The organism is Bradyrhizobium sp. HKCCYLRH1034 (assembly GCF_051168375.1).
Classification (GTDB): Bacteria; Pseudomonadota; Alphaproteobacteria; order Rhizobiales; family Xanthobacteraceae; genus Bradyrhizobium.
Genome location: NZ_JBNPUW010000019.1, coordinates 41,414 through 63,049, shown reverse-complemented (window position 1 = coordinate 63,049; position 21,636 = coordinate 41,414). Strand labels below are relative to the sequence as shown.

18 protein-coding genes are annotated in these 21,636 nt (G+C 66.2%); 12 read left to right on the top strand and 6 right to left on the bottom strand.

All coding sequences use genetic code 11. From position 1 onward, the window contains the following. The first annotated feature begins 11 nt into the window (after nt 1-11). From ACQR0W_RS31420 to ACQR0W_RS31405, 4 genes are all read left to right on the top strand, one after another. Entirely contained in the window at nt 12-218 is a 207-nt protein-coding gene (locus tag ACQR0W_RS31420; protein WP_434840885.1) for a hypothetical protein, read from the top strand. A gap of 6 nt (nt 219-224) precedes the next feature. Continuing rightward, nucleotides 225-605, top strand: a complete 381-nt coding sequence (locus ACQR0W_RS31415; RefSeq protein WP_434840884.1) for a biliverdin-producing heme oxygenase — start codon at nt 225-227, stop codon at nt 603-605. Beyond that, on the top strand, nt 602-3,133 hold the full coding sequence (locus tag ACQR0W_RS31410; protein WP_316171362.1) for an HWE histidine kinase domain-containing protein: 2,532 nt from the start codon (nt 602-604) through the stop codon (nt 3,131-3,133). The genes ACQR0W_RS31415 and ACQR0W_RS31410 overlap by 4 nt, the downstream gene beginning before the upstream one ends. A gap of 295 nt (nt 3,134-3,428) precedes the next feature. After that, on the top strand, nt 3,429-4,454 hold the full coding sequence (locus tag ACQR0W_RS31405; RefSeq protein WP_315750421.1) for a hypothetical protein: 1,026 nt from the start codon (nt 3,429-3,431) through the stop codon (nt 4,452-4,454). A 3-nt stretch (nt 4,455-4,457) separates the two neighbouring features. On the opposite strand, the gene ACQR0W_RS31400 is transcribed toward ACQR0W_RS31405, so the two are convergent. Further along, nucleotides 4,458-5,591, bottom strand: coding sequence for a site-specific DNA-methyltransferase (locus tag ACQR0W_RS31400; protein ID WP_315717257.1), 1,134 nt, complete (start codon nt 5,589-5,591; stop codon nt 4,458-4,460). A gap of 384 nt (nt 5,592-5,975) precedes the next feature. Here ACQR0W_RS31400 and ypfJ point away from each other — a divergent pair, with 384 nt between their 5' ends. Together ypfJ and moaB are read left to right on the top strand one after the other, a co-directional pair. Next, entirely contained in the window at nt 5,976-6,896 is a 921-nt protein-coding gene (gene ypfJ / locus ACQR0W_RS31395; RefSeq protein WP_315717256.1) for a KPN_02809 family neutral zinc metallopeptidase, read from the top strand. Nucleotides 6,897-6,905: 9 nt separating this feature from the next. Further along, nucleotides 6,906-7,469: a molybdenum cofactor biosynthesis protein B gene (gene moaB, locus ACQR0W_RS31390; RefSeq protein ID WP_315739947.1), complete on the top strand. Its 564-nt coding sequence runs from the start codon at nt 6,906-6,908 to the stop codon at nt 7,467-7,469. A gap of 40 nt (nt 7,470-7,509) precedes the next feature. Here moaB and ACQR0W_RS31385 read toward each other — a convergent pair whose 3' ends face one another. The 4 genes from ACQR0W_RS31385 to ACQR0W_RS31370 form a co-directional block, all read right to left on the bottom strand. Beyond that, the gene (locus ACQR0W_RS31385; protein WP_316171363.1) at nt 7,510-7,932 is read right to left on the bottom strand and encodes a hypothetical protein; all 423 of its coding nucleotides are present in this window, start codon (nt 7,930-7,932) and stop codon (nt 7,510-7,512) included. Nucleotides 7,933-8,051: 119 nt separating this feature from the next. Next, the gene (locus ACQR0W_RS31380; RefSeq protein ID WP_315717253.1) at nt 8,052-8,981 is read right to left on the bottom strand and encodes a bifunctional helix-turn-helix transcriptional regulator/GNAT family N-acetyltransferase; all 930 of its coding nucleotides are present in this window, start codon (nt 8,979-8,981) and stop codon (nt 8,052-8,054) included. 64 nt (nt 8,982-9,045) lie between these two features. Next, on the bottom strand, nt 9,046-9,618 hold the full coding sequence (locus ACQR0W_RS31375) for a glycosyl transferase (RefSeq protein WP_315717252.1): 573 nt from the start codon (nt 9,616-9,618) through the stop codon (nt 9,046-9,048). A 176-nt stretch (nt 9,619-9,794) separates the two neighbouring features. Further along, nucleotides 9,795-12,212 (bottom strand): phosphoketolase family protein, encoded by a 2,418-nt coding sequence (locus ACQR0W_RS31370; protein ID WP_316171364.1) that lies wholly within the window; start codon nt 12,210-12,212, stop codon nt 9,795-9,797. 190 nt (nt 12,213-12,402) lie between these two features. Between ACQR0W_RS31370 and ACQR0W_RS31365 the strand changes: the two genes are divergently transcribed. From ACQR0W_RS31365 to ACQR0W_RS31350, 4 genes are all read left to right on the top strand, one after another. Beyond that, nucleotides 12,403-13,581, top strand: a complete 1,179-nt coding sequence (locus ACQR0W_RS31365) for a PA0069 family radical SAM protein (protein WP_315717250.1) — start codon at nt 12,403-12,405, stop codon at nt 13,579-13,581. A gap of 19 nt (nt 13,582-13,600) precedes the next feature. Beyond that, nucleotides 13,601-14,050, top strand: coding sequence for a VOC family protein (locus ACQR0W_RS31360; protein WP_316167472.1), 450 nt, complete (start codon nt 13,601-13,603; stop codon nt 14,048-14,050). 75 nt (nt 14,051-14,125) lie between these two features. After that, nucleotides 14,126-14,980, top strand: a complete 855-nt coding sequence (locus tag ACQR0W_RS31355) for a ribonuclease HII (RefSeq protein WP_315826968.1) — start codon at nt 14,126-14,128, stop codon at nt 14,978-14,980. Nucleotides 14,981-15,189: 209 nt separating this feature from the next. Further along, nucleotides 15,190-16,698: a glycosyltransferase family 39 protein gene (locus ACQR0W_RS31350; RefSeq protein WP_316171365.1), complete on the top strand. Its 1,509-nt coding sequence runs from the start codon at nt 15,190-15,192 to the stop codon at nt 16,696-16,698. 111 nt (nt 16,699-16,809) lie between these two features. On the opposite strand, the gene ACQR0W_RS31345 is transcribed toward ACQR0W_RS31350, so the two are convergent. After that, nucleotides 16,810-17,628: a uracil-DNA glycosylase gene (locus ACQR0W_RS31345; protein WP_316167476.1), complete on the bottom strand. Its 819-nt coding sequence runs from the start codon at nt 17,626-17,628 to the stop codon at nt 16,810-16,812. A gap of 305 nt (nt 17,629-17,933) precedes the next feature. Between ACQR0W_RS31345 and ACQR0W_RS31340 the strand changes: the two genes are divergently transcribed. Beyond that, a complete protein-coding gene (locus ACQR0W_RS31340) occupies nt 17,934-19,592 on the top strand; it encodes an electron transfer flavoprotein-ubiquinone oxidoreductase (RefSeq protein ID WP_315826966.1) in 1,659 nt (552 codons plus the stop codon). Between the two features lie 241 nt (nt 19,593-19,833). Then, the gene (locus ACQR0W_RS31335) at nt 19,834-21,630 is read left to right on the top strand and encodes a tetratricopeptide repeat protein (protein ID WP_315717245.1); all 1,797 of its coding nucleotides are present in this window, start codon (nt 19,834-19,836) and stop codon (nt 21,628-21,630) included. Nucleotides 21,631-21,636: the final 6 nt, after the last annotated feature.

Below are 21,636 nucleotides of genomic sequence, written 5' to 3'. Positions count from 1 at the left end.
GGGACCCCTTGATGTTGCCGGCTGCCGTTTCAGATGACCGTTTGCGCGCGACCGGCACCGAGGGCATCCGCGAGAGACTGAAGGCGGCAACGGCCTCGGCGCACCGCGTGCTGGATGAGGGGCTCGTTCATTTCGATCTCACCACGACGGCTCATTATCGCCGGTTCCTGCAGGCCAGCGCAGCCGCGCTGCTACCGCTGGAGGCGGCGCTCGACTAGGCCGGGGTGGATGATCTGATCCAGGACTGGCCGCAGCGTCGGCGGGCACAGGCGATCGCCGGCGACCTCGCGGATTTCGGTGCCGCGCCGGTTCCGATGGACCTTCCCGCGCCCTCGCTCGACCGTGCGGGCGTATTCGGCACGCTCTACGTACTCGAGGGATCTCGGCTCGGCGCAGCCTATCTGCTGCGCATGGTCGCGGCCTCCGCCGATCCGCGGGTGAGACGCGCGACGCGCTATCTCGGCCATGGCGCGCGGCAGGGCTTGTGGAGCAGCTTCCTGTCGCAACTCGCGCAGGCGCGGACGACGGCCGACGAGGAAGTCAGGATGATCGTGAGTGCACGCGAAGCGTTCGCGATGTTTGCGAAGGCGATGGCAGCAGCATGAACGAGCCGGTCAACCTCACCAATTGCGATCGCGAGCCGATCCATGTTCCCGGGACGGTTCAGCCGTTTGGCTTCCTGCTGGCGCTGGTGTCGGACTTCACCATATGCATGGCCTCGGAGAACGCGCCGGATTTTCTCGGCGGCGATATCGGCTGGCTGCTGCAGCGGCCGCTCGACGCCGTGCTCTCGGAGGCGGCCGCGGCCGCGATCCGCGCCAGGGTCGACTATCTCAGCGGCCCCGATGCGGTCGAGCGCGTGTTCGGCGTCGATCTGCAGGGCCGTGGCAAGCTTTTCGATCTCGCCATCCACTTTTCCGGTGCGTATCTCGTCGTCGAGGCCGAGCCCAGTCTGACCGAGCCCGGCGTCAATTCCGGCGAGCTGGTGCGGTTGATGCTCGGCCGCATCCGCAAGACGACGGGGATGATGGACCTGGCGCAGGAGGCGGCGCGCCAGCTCAAGCTGCTGACCGGCTTCGACCGGGTGATGGTGTATCGGTTTCATCCCGACGGCTCGGGTGAGGTGATCGCCGAGGTCGCGGGCTCCGGCCTGGAGCCGTTCCTCGGGCTGCATTATCCGGCCTCGGACATTCCCAAGCAGGCGCGGCAGCTCTATCAGCGCAACTGGCTGCGGATCATCGCCGACATCAACGCCGCGCCGGCGCCGCTGCTGTCGACGCCGACGCACAATGCCGGACTGCTCGACCTGTCGATGAGCGTGCTGCGCGCGGTCTCCCCCATTCACATCGAGTATCTCCGCAACATGGGCGTCGCCGCGTCGATGTCGGTCTCGATTCTGCGCGAAGGCAAGCTGTGGGGCCTGTTCGCCTGCCATCATTATGCGCCGCATCACCTGTCGTTCGAGAAGCGCACTGCGGCCGAGCTGTTCGGTCAGATGTACTCCTGGCTGCTCGAGGCGCGCGAGCGCGAGACCGACATCGCCTACGAGACGCGCGCGCATCAGATCCAGGAGCGGCTGATCGAGCGCGCGGCCGCGCAGGCCCACAGCAAGCGCGCGATCCTGGAGTTCGTCGCCGACTATCGCCAGATGATCGAGTGCGACGGCATCGCCGTGTGGTCCGATGACGAGATCACGCTCGACGGCGAGACGCCGACCGAAGAGGAGGTGCAGGACCTCATCGGCTTCATCAACCGGACCTCCCCCGGCCGCATCTGCGCCAGCGCCGAGATTGCCAAGGTGTACGCGGCGGGCGAGGCATTTCGCGATCGCGCCGCCGGCTTCCTCGCCATTCCGATCTCGCGCACGCCGCGCGACTGCCTGATCTTCTTCCGCCGCGAGGTGCTGCGCGCGGTCAACTGGGCGGGCGATCCGAACAAGAGCTATGCCGAGGGCCCGAACGGTTCCCGCCTGACGCCGCGCAAGAGCTTCGAGCTGTGGCAGCAGACGGTGGCCGGCCAGTCGAAGCCGTGGACGGCGGCGGATTTGCGCATCGCCGAGAGCCTGCGCGTCACGCTGCTCGAAGTGATCCTGCAACTCTCCGAGCTCGCCGCGCGCGAGCGCCGCGGCGCGCAGGAGCGGCAGGAGCTGATGATCGCCGAGCTCAATCATCGCGTCCGCAACATCCTCAGTCTCGTGCGCGGCCTCGTCGCGCAGAGCAAGGACACGGCGACCTCGGTGGAGGAGTTCGCGTCCGTGCTCGGCGGCCGCATCCAGGCGTTGGCGCGGGCGCACGACCAGATCACCAACCTGAATTGGGCCCCCGTCGCGCTCCGCCATCTGCTCGAATCGGAGGCTGGCGCCTATCTCGGCTCAAGGGCCGGACGGGTGCGCATGGAAGGTCCAGAGGTCGCGCTCGACCCCAAGGCGTTCGCAACGCTCGCGCTCGTCGTGCACGAGATGATGACCAACTCAGCGAAATACGGCGCGCTCGCCGACTCCACAGGACAGGTGCAGGTGATCTGGCGGCTCGATCCCGGGGCGAGCCTGGTCATCGACTGGAAGGAGAGCGGCGGGCCGCCGGTGCAGCCGCCGTCGCGGCGCGGCTTCGGCACCACCATCATCGAGCGTTCGGTGCCGTTCGACCTCAAGGGCGACGCCGAGATCCGCTTCGACCTGCTCGGCGTGCAGGCGCGCTTCGTGATCCCTGCCAATTTCGTCCAGATGGTGCCGGCGATGACGGGGGCACCCTCCAGGCACCAGCGCAAGGAAGAGGACACGCCGCGCCTGTCCGGTACGGTGCTGATCGTCGAGGACAATCTGATCATCGCGATGGGCGCCGAAGTGATTCTGCTCGAGCTGGGAGCGCGGCACATCGACACCGCGGCGTCGGTCAGTCAGGCGCTGAAGTCGATCGAGCGCGCGGTGCCGAGCTTCGCACTGCTCGACATCAACCTCGGCGCGGAAAGCAGCCTGCCTGTCGGGCACCGGCTGAAGGAACTCGGTGTGCCCTTCATGTTCGCGACCGGCTATGGCGAGCGTGCGCCGATTCCGGCGGATCTGTCCGACATGCCGGTGATTCAGAAGCCGTACACGCGCGAAGTCGTCGAGAAGGCATTGACGAAGATCAAATGAGTCGCACGCGCATCAAGGTCGGCTTTGCGCGTCGCGGTGATTGGCATTCATGATTGCAGTCTTGGGTTTTCTCACATCCGCGTGTTGCACATGAGCGCGACAACGCACGACGGGAGACAGATCATCGACTATTCCCACTGTTGCTGCGACAAAACAGCCCGAAAATATTAGAACGCATCCAAAGGACACCGCTGTTCTAACATTGTTTCGACAAATGGAACCTCCGCAGCCTTATTCCGAACGAAGTCATCGCCGAAACGGCGCAGCGGGGGCGCGTTGAATCGTCGGAGGTCTGATGACGAATCGAACGACGAGTTTGTTGCCGTGCGTTGCTGTCGCCGTGCTGGCGGGAGCGGCTGCGACGACAATCGAGTTTACACCGGCATCGGCTGCAGACGAATGCCTTGCAAAGCCTGCGGGGACGCCGGCGGGGAAGCACTGGTTCTATCGCATCGATCGCGCGACCAAGAAGCAGTGCTGGTATCTGCGCGACGACGATCGCGAAGCGAAGGGCGCGTCGCTGGTCACGCGCAAGCTCGCCTCGCAGAAGGAACGGGCTCAGCTCTCGTCGACCGCGGCAAATGCACGTGCCGAGATCCAATCGTCGTCCAAGGACGCCGCCGATGAGGTGAAGGTCGTGTCCTCGACACCGACCGTGGCGGCGTCTGCCTTTCCGTCGGCTGCTGCATTTCCGGCCGCGCCTGCGCCGGTCGTCGCGCCGGCGCCCGTGGTGTCAGCGCCGGCGGCGGCTGCGCCCGACCCGGTCGGCGCGGCTGTGAACGAATCTGCTGTTGCGACGCGTTGGCCCGACCAGTCCGGCACGCTGCAGGCCGCGGCGCAGCCCGCTGCGCCCCGCGCGTCATCCTACACGCTCGCGGCCGCCAGCGACACCAACGCCGCGGAAGCGGCTGCTCCCGCGACGCCGGCGCTGGCCGCTGCGGATGCGTCGCCGGCCGTGACGATCGGCATGTCCGGGGATGATGCGTCCAAGACGCGGATGTTTGCTTTCCTGGGCGCAGTCGCGATCGCGGGCTTCTCGATCAGCGTGCTGTTTGCGCGCGCCCGGAGCAGGCGGCAGCTTCGCATCGAGCCGGTGGCCGCCCGGCGCGTCACGCGTTGGCCGGCGGAGCCCGAGCTCGATCGCATGCACCTGCCGCCGGTGGACAGCTACTATCCGGCGCTGGCGGGACGCCGGGGTAAATCGTCGCAGTCGACAGCGCAGGTCTCGGTCGTGCCGCGCGACGACGCTCGCTACGATGAGCAGTACGAGGTCGAAGACCTGCTGGCGCGCTATTCCGGACAGGAACGCCGGAATTCCTGAGCGTCAGGCGGCGGACATCTCGGAGCGGATCTCGGCGCGCAATTCGTCGATCAGCCTGAGGCCGCCCTTGGTCTCGACATGCCAGAAGGTCCAGCCGTTACAGGCCGGCAGGCCTTGCGCCACCGCGCCGATGCGGTGGATCGAGCCGACCTTGTCACCCAGCATGATGGCCCCATCGGCGCGCACCAGCGCGCCGTGGCGGCGCTTGGAGTCGACGAGCTTGGTGCCGGGCGCGATCATGCCGCGTTCGATCAGCTCCGAGAAGGCGACGCGCGGCGCTTCGCGCGCCGTCATGAACGGTGCGAGCGTTGCCTCCGGCAGCGGCTCGACCGCGGCGATGCGCCGCTCTGCCGCCTTCGCATAGACCTTGTCGCGCTCGAAGCCGATGTAGCGGCGGCCGAGGCGTTTTGCCACGGCTCCGGTCGTGCCGGTGCCGTTGAACGGATCGATCACCAGATCGCCGGGTTTCGAGGATGACAGCAGCACCCGCGCCAGCAGGCCTTCCGGCTTCTGCGTCGGATGGATCTTCTTGCCGTCGCCGTCCTTCAGCCGTTCCTCGCCCGTGCACAGCGGAATCAGCCAGTCCGAGCGCGCCTGGACGTCCTCGTTGGCGGCCTTCAGCACTTCGTAGTTGAACGTGTAGCCCTTCGCCTTCTCGTCCCGCGCGGCCCAGATCATGGTCTCGTGCGCGTTGGTGAAGCGGCGGCCGCGGAAGTTCGGCATCGGGTTGGACTTGCGCCAGACGATGTCGTTGAGGATCCAGAAGCCGAGATCCTGCATGATCGCGCCGACGCGGAAGATGTTGTGATAGGAGCCGATCACCCAGATCGTCGCGCTCGGCTTCATCAGGCGGCGCGCGGCGAGCAGCCAGGCGCGCGTGAAGTCGTCATAGGCGGAGAACGAGGAGAACTTGTCCCAATCGTCGTCGACCGCATCGACCTGCGATTCGTCGGGACGCTTGAGCTCACCCTTGAGCTGCAGATTGTACGGAGGATCTGCAAACACCAGGTCGACCGATGCGCCTGGCAGTTTCGACATCTCGGCGACGCAGTCGCCGACGATGATTCGTTGCTCTTCGAGGGTCTGAAATTTAGTGCGGGGCGCCCTTGCAGACGCCCCGCGACGCGACTCTACCATGACTCAAGAACTCTGACTCAGGCGACGCTGTCGGCGACGCGGGACCTAACAACCGACTGCCCACACATTGACCCGGCAAAGTAAAAATGGACTTAACCCGGAAAATTATTCGCATCGATGCGCACGCATTCATCACGCGCACCGGCGACGAATTCCGTTCGTCGATACACGATGGTCTCTGCGCAAGACGCCGATTGCGATGGGTTTTTCGCGCCGGTCGCGCGCGAGCGCAGCCGATCGAGGCTCGGCGCGGGCCAGTTTTTTGGGCGGCGCTAGGCAAAATTTGCCGGCCGGGTTATTGATTAACACAGTGGAAATTTTACCTGTTTGCCGCGTTAGGCATTTCGCGCAGAGCCGCGCAAGAATCGTGAGGAAAGGCCGCCCATGCGTTACGATGATTTCCGTCGCAGCGACGACATCGACGACCGTCGCGACGAAGGCGGCGGGATGGGCGGCGGTATGGGTCTGCCGATCGGCGGCGGCGGGCTGGGCATCGGCACCATCATCGTGCTCGGCCTGATCGGCTACGCCTTCGGCATCGATCCGCGCATCCTGATCGGCGGCGCTGAGATGCTCAGCCACGGCGGCGCACCGACCCAGCAGGCCGATCGGCGCTCGCCCGGCAAAACCGGCGCGCCGAAGGACGAGATGGGCGACATGATCGCCGGCGTGCTCGGCGAGATCGACGACCGCTGGAGCGAGATCTTCCAGGCCAGCGGCCAGAATTACACCGGGCCCAAGATCGTGCTGTTTCGCAACAGCACCAATGGCGGCCGCTGCGGCATGGCGCAGTCGGCGATGGGGCCGTTCTACTGTCCGCCGGACCGGCAGATCTTCCTCGACACCAACTTCTTCCGCGAGGTCGAGACGCGCTTCCGGGGCTGCTCGGGCAGCGCCTGCAAGTTCACCGCGGCCTACATCATTGCGCACGAGGCCGGGCACCACATCCAGAACCTGCTCGGCATCCTGCCGCGCGTGACGCGGATGCAGCAGCAGTCGGACAACAAGGCCGAAGCCAACGCGCTGCAGGTCAAGGTCGAACTGCAGGCCGACTGCCTGTCCGGGGTCTGGGTCAATCGCGAGGCCAAGAAGCGTCCGGGCTTCCTCGAGGAGGGCGACATCGACGCCGCGCTGACGACGGCCTCGGCGATCGGCGACGACACCTTGCAGCGGAAGGCGACCGGACGCGTGGTGCCGGATTCGTTCACCCATGGCTCCGCCGCGCAGCGCAAACGCTGGTTCATGATCGGCTACCAGCAGGGCACGGTGCAGGCCTGCAATACGTTCAGCGCCAGTTCGCTGTAGGGAGACGCGATGATGGCGATCGACGAGAGCAAGAGCTTCATTCCCCTCAACATCGCCGTGCTGACGGTGTCCGACACGCGTTCGCTTGCCGACGACAAGTCCGGTACCACCCTGAGTGACCGCCTGACCGCTGCCGGCCATAGGCTCGCGGCGCGCGAGATCGTCACCGACGACGTCGAGAAGATTCGCGCGGTGGTGAAGTCGTGGATCGCCGATCCCGGCGTCGACGTCGTCATCACCACCGGCGGCACCGGCTTCACCGGCCGTGACGTCACGCCGGAAGCGATCGAGCCGCTGTTCGAGAAGCGCATGGACGGCTTCTCGATCGCCTTCCACATGCTGAGCCACGCCAAGATCGGGACGTCGACGATCCAGAGCCGGGCCACGGCCGGCGTCGCCGGCGCGACATACATCTTCTGCCTGCCGGGATCACCGGGGGCCTGCCGTGACGGCTGGGACGGCATCCTCGCCGCCCAGCTCGACTACCGCACGCGACCCTGCAACTTCGTCGAGATCATGCCGCGGCTCGACGAGCATCTGCGCCGGCCCAAGGCGCAGGGCGCGACGGCATAGGGCCACGGGACGACGACGCGGCGCGCGTCCATTGCGCGTCTCACTTCGTGGGTACGATCTCGAAAGCGCCGCCGCCTTCGATGGCCGCGCCAATGAGGCCGCCCATCATGCTGGCCGCGAAATTCTGGCCGCGCGGTCCCACGACCATCCGGTAGGTCTTGCCAGGCACGGCGGTGAAACGAATGTTCGACGAGCCCGGCGAGGACCATGTCGACACTGTGATCGTGGTGGCGCCGGGCGCAATCGAGCCGCTGTAGCTCTCGCCGCGGCCAAGGCTCGCCACCTTGGCGCCGTTGATCTCGATCGCCGCTGGAGCCGCCAGATAGAGGAAGTCCGTCGTGCGCGTAATCGCGACCGTTGCGCGCCCTTTGGGCGCGGCGCGAGCCGCCGTCCCGGCCTCGACCCCAAACAGGCCCGCGAGCGCGACAAGCGCCGCAAGCTTCGATCGCACCATCGATTCCATCACTGCTCCCGCCCTGTTTGGCGGGATAGTACCGGCGCGCGGGAACTTCGCAATCGGCATGCGCAGCCTGTTGTGGAGGTGATCTCGGCCTACCGGCGGTTGCTGCACGAGCCGCCCGGCTACAACTCGAGCCGCCATGTCTCGCCGGTCAGCGGGACGCCGAACATGGCGTGCGGCTCCTCGGCGATCTTGCGAAACCCGGCGCGGGCATAGATGTCGCGCGCGGCGGTGAGAATGCTTTGCGTCCACAGCTCGATCGTCCTGTAGTTCTTCTCGCGCGCGAAGCGGATGCATTGTTCGGTCAGGGCCCGGCCGACGCCGAGACCGCGGGCCTTCTTCTCGACCAGCAGCAGCCGCAGCTTGGCGACCTCGTCGCTGCCCTTGACCAGGAAGATCGAGCCGACCGGCTCGCCCGCAAGCTCGGCGATCCAGCAGTGCTCGCGCGCCGGGTCGTAGCTCCTGATGAACTGTGCGCCGATCTCGGCGACCAACGCCTCGAACGAGACGTCCCAACCATATTCCTCGGCGTAGACGGCGCCGTGCCGTGAAACCACCCAGCCGATGTCGCCCGGGCGATGGCTGCGCAGCAGCACTGGGGAGCGGCCCGGCTGCTGCGGCTCCAGGGCGGTCTCGATCGTCGTCATTGCACCGACCAGCCGGTCGCGCACGGATGGCGCCAGCGGCGCCAGCATGGCCGCGATCTCCTTCTGCGAGCTGCGGTCGAGCTTGGCATAGGCCTGCCGGCCTCTTGCGGTCAGGCCGAGCTGCTGCTGCCTGCGATCGGTTGGCAAAGGCGTGCGGGTGATCAGCCCCTGCTCGTCGAAGCTCTGGACGATGCGGCTGAGATAGCCGGCATCGAGGCCGAGCGAGAGACCGATCTCCTTGGCCGAGATGGCGTCGTACTGTGCGAGTTCATAGAGCACACGCGCCTCGGCCAGAGAAAACGGACTGTCGAGCAGATGCTGGTCCAGCGCGCCGAGCTTCCTCGTGTAGAAACGGTTGAACGCGCGGATGGCGGCGACCTGGCCGTCGGCTGGGGCGGAATTCATGGGGCACCTCCAATATTTGCCATTGTCAACCAATTGATTGACTTTGGCAAGTATTGTCGTGCCGCTACACCATCACGATCCGGCTGCGCAGCATCGTCCGCGAGGAACGGCCGAGCTGACGCAGCAGCCGCGTTTCGGCGCGCTTGTGGTCGGGCTTGTATCCGCCGAGCTGCCGGTAGTGATCCCTGGCGATCAGGAGACCCTGGTCGCCGAGCGGCCCGACCAGGACCCGCGCAACCGCGCGCAGCCGGTCGCGCAGGCTGATTGCGGCATAGGGAGATCGGGCATAGCGGAAGACGCCAGCGCGCGGCCGGCCGGTGGTGGCGACGCTCTGGACGAACTGCATGGTTTCATCGATCCAGCCGGGATCGAGCATCGCGCCGGCGGGCAGAAACATCAGCCAGGGCGCACGCGCGCTGGCGGCCCCTGCAGCCAGGGCCGCGGCCTGGGAGCCCTCGAACTTCATGAAGTGGCAGCCGGCGACGTCCGCGACCCGCTCGATCACGCTGGAATCGGGCGAGCGATCGACCAGCAGCACCTCGGTGACGACACCGGCCGCGGCGCCCGGCACCAGCGCGGACAGGGTGGCCACGGCGGTCTGCTCGACACCTTCGGTCGGAATGATCACGCTCAGCATGAAACTGGCATCGCTATCTGTCGCGCCTCCGGCATGACTGTTATCATCTTGTCATAGCCAAATCAGCCCGCTGCGCTGCGGAATTTTGCAGCACGCACCTGGCCGCGCCGTTCGGGGCTGCGCCCGAACGGTGCTATTTCAAGGTGCCGTGTTGCTGAAGCTCGCGCTTGACTGGCTCAGTCGCCTGCCTGCGTCGGCGTGGTGCCGCCGGCGCTGTTCGGCCACACCCAGTCGCGGATCGCCGGCATGTCCTCGCCATGCGCGCGGATGTAGCGGGCATGCTCGATCAGCGCATCGCGGAATTTCTGCTTCACATGGGCCGCCGACACGCTGAGGCCGGGCACGCGTTCGATCGCCTCGATGGCGAGGTGGAAACGGTCGAGCTCGTTGAGCACGACCATGTCGAACGGAGTCGTCGTGGTGCCTTCCTCGATGAAGCCGCGCACATGCATGCCGGCATGGTTGGTGCGGCTGTAGGTGAGGCGATGGATCAGATACGGATAGCCGTGATAGGCGAAGATCACCGGCTTGTTGGTGGTGAACAGGCTGTCGAAGTCGCGGTCGCTGAGGCCGTGCGGATGGTCCTGCTTCGGCTGCAGGGTCATGAGATCGACGACGTTGACCACGCGGATCTTCAGGTCGGGCAATTCCTTGCGCAGCAGGTCGACGGCTGCGAGCGTCTCCAGGGTCGGGACATCTCCGGCGCAGGCCATCACCACGTCGGGCTCCTCGTCGGCGGGCTCGGTGCCGGCCCAAGACCAGATGCCGATGCCGGCGTCGCAATGCGTCGCCGCCTCCTGCATCGACAGCCATTGCGGCGCCGGCTGCTTGCCGGCAACGATGACGTTGATGCGGTCGTAGGTGCGCAGGCAGTGGTCCGCGATCCACAACAGCGTGTTGGCATCCGGCGGGAAGTAGATGCGGACGATGTCCGCCTTCTTGTTGGCGACGAGGTCGACGAAGCCGGGGTCCTGATGGCTGAAGCCGTTATGGTCCTGCCGCCAGACATGCGAGGTCAGGAGATAGTTCAGCGACGCGATCGGGCGCCGCCACGGCAGCTCGCGTGACACCTTCAGCCATTTGGCGTGCTGGTTGAACATCGAATCGACGATGTGGATGAAAGCCTCGTAGCAGGAGAACAGGCCGTGGCGGCCGGTGAGCAGATAGCCCTCCAGCCAGCCCTGGCAGAGATGCTCGCTCAGTACCTCCATCACGCGGCCGTCATGGGCGAGGTGGACATCGTAGGGCTCGATGCCTTCCATCCACACCCGCTCGGTGACCTCGAATACGGCATCGAGCCGGTTCGAGGCGGTCTCGTCCGGGCCCATGATGCGGAAGTTGCGTGTCTCTGCATTCAGCGTGATCACGTCGCGCAGGAACTTGCCGAGCTCGCGCGTGGCTTCAGCCATGGTCTGGCCCGGAGAGGACACCTCGACCGCAAAATGCTGGTAGTCTGGGAGCCTGAGCTCGCGCTTGAGCAGACCGCCATTGGCATGCAGGTTGGCGCCCATGCAACGCGTGCCCTTCGGCGCCAGTGCCTGCAGCTCCGGCACGAGCCGGCCGTGGGCGTCGAACAGCGTTTCCGGCTCGTAGCTTTTCATCCACGCTTCGAGCAGCGCGAGATGCTCGGGCTTGCCGCGCGGATTGGTGATCGGCACCTGATGGGCGCGCCAGAAGCCTTCGACCTTGAGGCCGTCGACCTCCTTCGGCCCGGTCCAGCCCTTCGGGCTGCGCAGCACGATCATCGGCCAGCGCGGCCGTTGGATCGTTGCATCCGGCTGACGCGCATTCTGCTGGATCGAGCGGATGCTCGCGAGCGCGACATCGAGCGCGTCCGCCATCTGGCGATGCATCGCCTTCGGCTCCGCGCCTTCGACGAACAGCGGCTCGTAGCCGTAACCTTCGAACAGGCATTTGATCTCGGCATCGCCCATGCGGCCGAGCACGGTCGGATTGGCGATCTTGTAGCCGTTGAGATGCAAAATCGGCAGCACCGCGCCGTCATGGGCCGGGTTCAGGAACTTGTTCGAATGCCAGGATGCGGCGAGGGGCCCGGTCTCGGCTTCGCCGTCGCCGACCACGCAGGCCACGATCAGATCGGGGTTGTCGAACGCCGCACCATAGGCGTGGACCAGGGCGTAGCCGAGCTCGCCGCCTTCATGGATCGAGCCCGGCGTCTCGGGCGCGGCATGGCTCGGAATGCCGCCGGGGAAGGAGAACTGCCGGAACAGCTTGCGCAGGCCATCGGCATCGCGCGTGATGTCCGGATAGATCTCGCTGTAGCTGCCTTCGAGATAGGTGTTGGCGACCATGCCGGGGCCGCCATGGCCGGGACCGCACACGTAGATGACGTCGAGATCCTGCGCCTGGATGGCGCGATTGAGATGGGCGTAGATGAAATTCAGTCCGGGCGTCGTCCCCCAGTGGCCGAGCAGGCGCGGCTTGACGTGCTCCGCTTTCAACGGCTCGCGCAGCAGCGGGTTGTCCAGCAGATAGATCTGCCCGACCGAGAGATAGTTCGCCGCGCGCCAATAGCGATCGAGCAGGTCGAGATCGTCGGCCGTTTTGGTCTGATGGGAAGACGTGATGTTCATGGAACCTCGCTTGCCGTCCGCTTCGCGCTTGCGGGAAGTGCATTAGAGTAACGCCGCACCATTCCGTTCCAGTGCGCTGCGAAGGATAGAACGGGAATGTGATGGTTGGCCTTGCGTGGCTCCAGAACCGTTCCGAGACATTGTTCTTTTTTGTTCTTGTATTGTTCTTTTTGTGTGCTATGTCTTGGCCATGAGCCGAGCATCTTCACATGCCCTCAAGCGCCCGCCGGTCCCGGTGCCCTCCGAGCCGGTGGGCGCGCCTTCATCTGGCCCGGAAAACGACTTCCCCGAACTCGCGGTCGCCATCGAACGGGGCCGGCGCCGCGGCCGGGGTGCACAATCCAATGCGAGCGGCCGCTACGAAGCGGAGGCTCGCGTCGTCTTCGACGATGGCTGGCAGAGTCTCGAGGATTTGCCGCCATTCAAGACCACGGTCGCGACCGATACCTCGCGCAAGGTCATCACCCGCAACGACTCGCCGGACATCGGTTTCGATCGCTCGATCAACCCGTATCGCGGCTGCGAGCACGGCTGTGTCTACTGCTTCGCGCGGCCGACCCATGCGTTTCTCGGGCTGTCGCCTGGTCTTGATTTTGAATCCAAGCTGTTCGTGAAGCCGGATGCGCCCGCGCTCCTGGAAAAGGAGCTCGCGGCCAGCGGCTACGAGCCGCGGATGATCGCGATCGGAACCAACACCGATCCCTATCAGCCGATCGAGCGCGAGCGGAAGATCATGCGCGGCATCCTCGAGGTGCTGGAAAAGGTTGGCCATCCCGTCGGGATCGTGACCAAGTCGGCGCTGGTGATGCGTGATGCCGACATCCTGGCGCGGATGGCCAAGAGGAACCTGGCGAAGGTCGCGATCTCCGTGACCACGCTGGATCCGAAGCTGGCGCGCACCATGGAGCCGCGGGCCTCGACGCCGTCGAAACGGCTGGAGGCGCTGCAGGCGCTGTCCAGGGCCGGCATTCCGACCACGGTGATGGTGGCGCCGGTGATCCCGGCGCTGAACGACAGCGAGATCGAGCGCATCCTCGATGCCGCCGCCCATGCCGGCGTCAAGGAGGCGGCCTATGTGCTGCTGCGCCTTCCGCTGGAGGTGCGCGACCTGTTCCGCGAATGGCTGCTCGAGCATTATCCCGACCGCTACCGCCACGTCTTCACCCTGATCCGCGACATGCGCGGCGGCCGCGATTACGACTCGCAATGGGGCACGCGAATGAAGGGGACAGGCCCGATGGCCTGGATGATCGGCCGCCGCTTCGAGATCGCCTGCGAAAAGCTCGGCCTGAACAAGCGCCGGACCAAGTTGACGACCGATCATTTCGTCCGGCCGAAGGGCGGCGGGCAGCAACTCAGCCTGTTCTGAAGCGTGCGGAGAGCAGTTGATGAGCGCACAAGCGAGCGTTCCGCGGTTCACCGTCATCACACTCGGTGTATCCGAGATGCGGCGGAGCATCGCCTTCTATACGTCGCTCGGCTTCGCCCGAAAATTCCGCGCGACCGGAGAGGCCGTGGCATTCTTCGAGACCGGCGGGACGGTGCTGGCGCTGTACCCGTGGGGCGCGCTCGCCGATGATGCGGGCGTGCCGGACGCACCGCGCCCCCAGGCGTTCCGCGGCGTGACGCTGGCATGGAACTGCCGCTCGGAGGCCGAGGTCGATGCGGCGCTCGCGTCGGCGGTGGAGAAAGGCGCGATGCTGCTGAAGCCGGCGCAACGAACCGACTATGGCGGTTACAGCGGCTATTTCTCCGATCCGGACGGTCATGTCTGGGAAGTGGTGATCGCGCCGGGGATTGATGTCGGCAAGGATGATCGAGTGCACCTGCCGGCGTAGTCGGTCGCCGGCAAGGGGCGAATAGCGGGGAATGAGGTCCGTTCGGGGTTGCGCCGCCGCGGGCCGTTTCGCACCATGCCGGCCATGATTCGCGATCAGTCAAAGAAGCCGGGCAGGGCGAAGGCGACGAGCGGCGCCGTGGCGAAGAGCGCACCTGCAAAGGCCGCAACCAAGCCTGTTGCCACGAATGCTGCCGGCAGGTCGGCCGCCAAGCTCGGCAAGGGCGTCATCGCGGTGGCGCCGCCGAGCTTCCGGCGGGAGCGCGCGCTGCTCAAGCAGGGCATCTGGCCGGTCGCCGGTTGCGACGAGGCGGGACGGGGGCCGCTGGCCGGTCCGGTGGTCGCCGCGGCCGTGATTCTCGATCCCGCGCGCATCCCGAAAGGCCTCGATGACTCCAAGCGGCTGAGCGCGGAGCAGCGCGAGGCGCTGTTCGACAAGATCTGCAAGACGTCGGCGTTCGCGGTGGCTGTCGCCTCGCCGGCGCGAATCGATCGCGACAACATCCTGCGGGCCTCGCTGTGGGCGCTGTCGCGCGCCGTGAGGGCGTTGCCCGAGGCGCCGAAGCACGTCTTCGTCGACGGCCGCGACCGCATCGACGTCGATTGCGGCTGCGAGGCGGTGATCGGCGGCGATGGCCTGGTGATGTCGATTGCGGCCGCCTCGATCGTCGCCAAGGTCACGCGCGATCGGCTGATGTGCGCGCTGGCGCAGGATTGCCCCGGCTACGGCTTCGAGCAGCACAAGGGGTATGCCGTGCCCGAGCACCTCGCTGCGCTGGACCGGCTCGGACCGTCGGTGCATCACCGCAGCCTGTTCGCACCCGTCGTGGCCGCCCGGCGCAAGCATCAGCCGTGGACCGACGTCCCGGAGCCGGATTTGTTTGCCGAGGTAACCGTGGTGACATCCACTGAAATCTCGGTCGGGGTCTGATGCAGGTTGCCTCGCGGTCGCCGCGGTCTTAATAGTTTTGGTCAGCCAGCCAGCACGAAGTGTCACTCCTCGCAGCAGGGGCGGTGTTGTGCGCCCCGATCGTACGGTATCGATTGCGGGCGTCGGACAGCGAGGCTGCTGCGGATGAGCGACGGTCCTGCCGGCCTCCTCGACGTCCTCAGCGATTCAGCCAAGCGATCCAGCCGTTCATGCGTTTCACGTCCCTGGTTGTCGAACTGATCCGCGCAAGGCCGCGGCTGGTCGTCGTCATCGTGGTGCTGTGCCAGGCCCTGATGTGGCTCGGCGTGGCCATGCTGTTCTATCGCAGCCCGCCCGGCCAGCTTGCCACCACCATCGCGTTCGGACGCGAGTACCAGGTCGGCACCGATCTCGGGCCGCCGCTGTCGTTCTGGCTGTCGGACGTCGCCTATCGCCTTGCCGGCAATCATCTGCTCGGCGTCTACGTGCTGGCCGTGCTGTGCTCGGCGCTCAGTCTGTGGGTGATGTATCTCCTGGCGGCGGCGATCGTCGGCGGCCAGCAGGCGGTGCTTGCCGTGCTGCTGACCATGACCATCACCGCGTTCGGTGCGCCCACGCTGGAATTCGGTCCGGAGGTGCTGGCGCGTCCGCTCTGGGCGCTGCTGCTGCTCCATAGCTGGCGGATTCTCGGCGAGGGCCGGCGCAACGCCTGGTTTGCCTGGTCGATCGAGGCCGGCCTGCTGCTGCTGACCACGCCGGCCGCCACCGGCCTGCTGCTGCTGATCGCGGGCTTCGTGGTCTCGACCGCGCAGGGCCGCCGCGTGCTGCGCTCGTTCGATCCGCTGTTCGCGCTGCTCGTGGTGGTGGCGCTGGCGCTGCCTTATCTCATTTTCGTGCTGCGCTCCGACAGTGTCGGCTTACCAGCGCTGCCCATTCTCGCCGAGCTCTCGGTGCGCGCCTGGCATTGGCTCGCGCTGGCGGGGGGGCTGCTGCTGGCGATCTCGGCCGTGCTGCTGCTGGTGCTGCTCGACGCCGGCTGGATCAATCGCGGCGAGACCGATGCGCCGATCATCTATCGCCGCTCGGTGCCGCCGCTCGCGCGCGACTTCGTCTATTGCTTCGCGATTGCACCGGCGCTGGCCGGCAGTCTGATCGCCGGCCTGTTCGGCCTCTCGACCGTGTTCGGCGGCACTGCCGTGACCCTGACCATGGTCGGCCTTGCCCTGGTGGTCGCGTCGGGTGATCTGATCTATCTGCGGCGGCAGCGGCTGCTGCGCCTGGTCTGGGCGGTTGCGATCGCCGCGCCCGCCATCCTCGCGGCGGGCAGCGCTGTGGTGCTGCCGTTGCTCGGCGACCGCGAGGTCGCGACGGCGATGCCGGCCCGCGACATCTCCCGTTTCTTCGTCGAGAGTTTTGAGCGCCGTACCAACCAGCCGCTCCAGGCGGTCGCCGGCGATCCGCAGCTCGCCAGCCTGGTCGCGCTCGGCCGCCGCCGCGCGCATCTGTTCCTCGATGCCACCCCGCAGCGGACGCCCTGGGTCACGCTGGCCAAATTCGCCGAGAGTGGCGGCGTCGTGGTATGGCGCGCCTCCGACACGGTCGGCACCCCACCGCCGGAGATCGCCCAGCGCTTTCCTGGGCTGGTGCCGGAGGTGCCGCGCAGCTTCGACTGGCTGATCAATGGCCGCCAGCCGGTGCTGCGCATCGGCTGGGCCATCGTGCGGCCGAAGGGACCGTAGCGCTTTCCATAAGCCGTCATTGCGAGGAGCGAAGCGACGAAGCAATCCAGAGGCTTGGGCGGGATTCTGGATTGCTTCGCTTCGCTCGCAATGACGCGGAGGGAGTTCGGCTCAGACCGCCATCACCTTCGCGATCGCGCGCAAATCCTGCCATGACAGCCGCTTGTAGGACGGCGAGCGCAACAGATAGGCCGGATGGAAGGTGGCGATCGCGCGGATGGTGCGCTTGCCGGTGTCGTAGTCGCGCCATTTGCCGCGCGTGCGCATGATGCCCTCGGTGGTGCCGAGCAGCGCCTGCGTCGACGGGTTGCCGAGCGTCACCAGCACGTCGGGATCGACCAGCTCGATCTGGCGGCGGATGAACGGCAGGCAGATCTGCGTCTCCTGCGGCGTCGGCGTCCGGTTGCCGGGCGGGCGCCAGGGAATGACGTTGGCGATGTAGACCTTGCTGCGGTCGAGCCCGATCGCGCCGATCATGCGGTCGAGCAGCTTGCCGGAGCGGCCGACGAATGGCAGGCCCTCGATGTCCTCGTCGCGGCCGGGCGCCTCGCCGACCAGCATGATGCGCGCCTGCGGATTGCCGTCGGCGAACACCAGTCGCGACGCCGTCTGCTTCAGTGCGCAACCGTCGAAAGTCTCCAGGAGCTCGCGCAGCGCCTCCAGGGTCGGCGCTGTCAGCGCCGCCTCGCGGGCCGAGGCGACGGCCGCTTCCGGCGGAGGCGGCGGTTCGCCGCGCGGCGCAATGATCGCCGGCGCGGATAGCCGGCCGGCTTGCGGCGCCGCCGCCGGACGGGCGGCAGGAGCGGCAGGGGATGCGGCCTCAGGCTCCACCAGCCGGTTGATCGGCTCGTCGGCCAAGGCGCAATCGACCCCGGCCTCCAGATAGAAGGCGAGCAGTTGGCGGACGTCGGGGAGGGGCTCGGGGGTCATCATGATCGATCGTGGCAACAATGTACGCCGCCTCGGCGCATGGCGGAATGCATTTCGGTGGTTGTCCTGCCCCGAAAAATCGGAAACAAGAGCTTGGAATAACCCAAAAAAGGGACGGAACGCCCTAGTGTTCCGGCGCCAGCGTTCGCTCCCCCTCAGGACCAGCCCATCAGCGAACCGCCGGCGCCTCCAGGAACTCTAGTTAAGTCATTGTTGCTGTTGCAGCTCCGGGTTTGACCTTTGCACGCGCCAGGGGGATGCAAAGGTCAAATCCACTGCACCGGCCGGGCCTGAGATTGAGAGACATGAGCACCGAAGAGTTACCTCCGCGCGAATCCATGGAGTTCGACGTCGTCATCGTGGGCGCCGGCCCCTCGGGCCTGACTGCCGCGATCCGGCTGAAGCAGCTCAATGCCGACCTCAACATCGTCGTGGTCGAGAAGGGCTCCGAGGTCGGCGCGCACATTTTGTCTGGTGCGGTGATCGATCCGGCGGCGCTGGACAAGCTCATCCCCGACTGGCGGTCGGACGAGGATTGCCCGCTGAAGACCCAGGTCAAGGTCGACAAGTTCTTCTGGATGACCGAGAGCAGCGCGATCTCGCTGCCGGGCTTCGCGATGCCGCCCTTGATGGACAACCATCATTGCTACATCGGCTCGCTCGGAAATGTCTGCCGCTGGCTGTCGCGCAAGGCCGAGGCGCTCGGCGTCGAGATCTATCCGGGCTTCGCGGCCACCGAGGTGCTGTATGACGAGCAGGGCGCGGTGCGCGGCATCGCCACCGGCGACATGGGCATCGGCAAGGACGGCAAGCCGAAAGCCTCGTTCACGCGCGGCATGGAGCTGCTCGGCAAGTACACGCTGTTCGCCGAGGGCGCGCGCGGCAGCCTGTCCAAGCAGCTGATTTCGAAGTTCGCATTGGACGCCAAGAGCGAGCCGGCGAAGTTCGGCATCGGCCTCAAGGAAGTCTGGCAGATCGATCCGGCCAAGCACCAGAAGGGCCTGATCCAGCACTCGTTCGGCTGGCCGCTCGACATGAAGACCGGCGGCGGCTCGTTCCTGTATCACTACGACGACAACCTCGTTGCGGTCGGCTTCGTCGTCCACCTGAACTACGATGATCCTTATCTGTCGCCGTTCGAGGAATTCCAGCGCTTCAAGACCCATCCCTCGATCCGCGGCGTGTTAGAGGGTGGCAAGCGGCTAGCCTACGGCGCGCGCGCGATCACCGAGGGCGGCTACCAGTCGGTGCCGCGGCTGTCGTTCGCCGGCGGCGCGCTGATCGGCTGCGCCGCGGGCTTCGTCAACGTGCCGCGCATCAAGGGCGTGCACAACGCGATGGGCAGCGCGATGCTCGCGGCCGAGCACGTCAATGCCGCGCTCGCATCCGGCCGTGCCAATGACGAGCTGGTCAGTTACGAGAACGCCTGGCGCGGCTCGCCAGTCGGCGAGGATCTGTTCAAGGTTCGCAACGTCAAGCCGCTATGGTCGAAGTTCGGCACGGTGCTCGGCGTCGCGCTCGGCGGCTTCGACATGTGGTGCAACACGCTCGGTTTCTCGTTGTTTGGCACCCAGTCGCACGTCAAGCCCGATCGCGCCACGCTCGATCCCGCCAAGGCGCACCAGCCGAAGCCGGCGATGAAGCCGGACGGTAAGTTGACCTTCGACCGGCTGTCCTCGGTATTCCTGTCGAACACCAATCACGAGGAAGACCAGCCGGTGCATCTGAAGGTCGCCGACATGGCGCTGCAGAAGAGCTCCGAGCACGACGTCTATGCCGGGCCGTCCAACCGCTATTGCCCGGCGGGCGTCTACGAATGGGTCGAGGAGGGCACCAGCCCGCGCTTCGTGATCAACGCGCAGAACTGCGTCCACTGCAAGACCTGCGACGTCAAGGATCCCAACGGCAACATCACCTGGGTTCCTCCGGAAGGCGGCGGTGGGCCGAACTACGAGGCGATGTAGCCTCGTATAACGCACGATTGCGTGAGTCGGCTGCTCCGGGGAGGGCAGCCGGCCACGATACGGCCATACTGGCGCGGTTTGACGCAGGTCACCTTCGCCAAAGGGGCTCCCGGCTGACCCGAATATCCTGCAGATCCTTGCGGTTGGCCGCCAAACGCGGCATTGTCGGCGCCTTGAAGAGCTGCCGATCGGGTTCGTGTCCGTACCGATCCGTCATTTCCAACAACCAGAGCGCACCGTGATGTTGTCAATTCGCAATCGCTGGACCGCAATTGCCGTTTCTGCCTTGCTGATCCCCGGTGCCGTCCTGGCCCAGACGCCGGATCATCCTGCGGATAACGCCGCAAAATTTCCGACCGGCGTCGATCTGAAGTCGCTCACCACGTCGGGCAGCTATCTGGCGGCCCGCCACGCCAGCGTCGAGCGCGACGCGGCCTCGGCGGCGGCGTTCTACCGCTCGGCGCTACGCAGCGACCCGAAGAACAACGAGCTGCTCGATCGTGCCTTCATCTCCTCGGTCGCCGATGGCGACATCGACGAGGCCGTGAAGCTGGCCGAGCGCGTGCTCACTATCGACAAGTCCAACCGCATCGCGCGTCTCGTGGTCGGCGTGCAGGACATCAAGCAGAAGAAATACGCTGCCGCCCAGACCAACATCAACCAGTCGGTGCGCGGGCCGATCACCGATCTCGTCGCCACCTTGCTGTCGGCGTGGGCCGCGGCGGGCGCGGGCGATTCGAAGGCCGCCGTCGCCAATATCGACAAGCTGACCGGTCCCGAATGGTATCCGCTGTTCAAGGATCTTCATGCCGGCATGATCCTGGAGCTGGCCGGCAAGGAGAAGGACGCCGGCACGCGGTTCGAGCGCGCCTACAAGCTCGACGATTCGATGCTGCGCATCACCGAGGCCTATGCGCATTGGCTGTCGCGCAACAAGGATGCGGCGGCGGCGACCGCGATCTATGAAGCCTTCGACAAGAAGCTCGCGCGCCATCCGCTGGTGCAGGAGGGCCTGCGCGAGACCAAGGCCGGCAGGAAGCTGCCGCCGCTGGTCGATTCGGCCCAGGCCGGCGCCGCCGAGGCGCTGTACGGCATCGGCGCCACGTTGAGTCGCCGCGGCGGCGAGGATCTGGCGCTGGTCTATCTGCAGCTCGCGCTGCACCTGCAGCCGAATCATCCGCTGGCGCTGCTGTCACTCGCCGATCTCTACGAGACGGTGAAGAAGCCGCAGATGGCGATCAAGGTCTATGAGCGGGTGCCGGCGAGCTCGCCGCTGAAGCGCAATGCGCAGATCCAGCTGGCGACCGATCTCGACAGCGCCGACCGCAGCGACGAGGCGATCAAGATACTCAAGGACGTGATTGCCCAGGATCCGAAGGACCTGGAGGCGATCATGGCGCTCGGCAACATCGAGCGCGGCCGCAAGAAGTTCGCCGATTGCGCCAAGACCTATTCGCTCGGCGTCGATTCGCTGCCCGCCAACAACGACAAGGCCAACAGCGTCTATTACTATTATCGCGGCATCTGTCTGGAGCGCTCCAAGCAGTGGCCGAAGGCCGAGGCCGACATGCGCAAGGCGCTCGAGCTGCAGCCCGACCAGCCGCACGTGCTGAACTATCTCGGCTATTCGTGGATCGACCAGGGCGTCAATCTCGACGAAGGCATGAAGATGATCAAGCGCGCGGTCGAGCAGCGGCCGGACGACGGCTACATCGTCGATTCGCTCGGCTGGGCCTATTTCCGCATCGGCAACTACGAAGAGGCGGTGAAGAACCTCGAGCGCGCGATCGACCTCAAGCCAGAGGATCCGACCATCAACGACCATCTCGGCGACGCCTATTGGAAGATCGGCCGCAAGCTGGAAGCCAAGTTCCAGTGGGCTCATGCCCGCGACCTGAAGCCCGAGGCCGAGGAGCTGCCGAAGATCGAGGCGAAGATCCAGAACGGCCTGACCGACGATCCGGCGCCGGCCGCGGCGAGCAACGACAGCAAGGACACGCCGTCCGACGCCAAGAAGGACGACGGCAAGGGCGGCTAGGTCGCC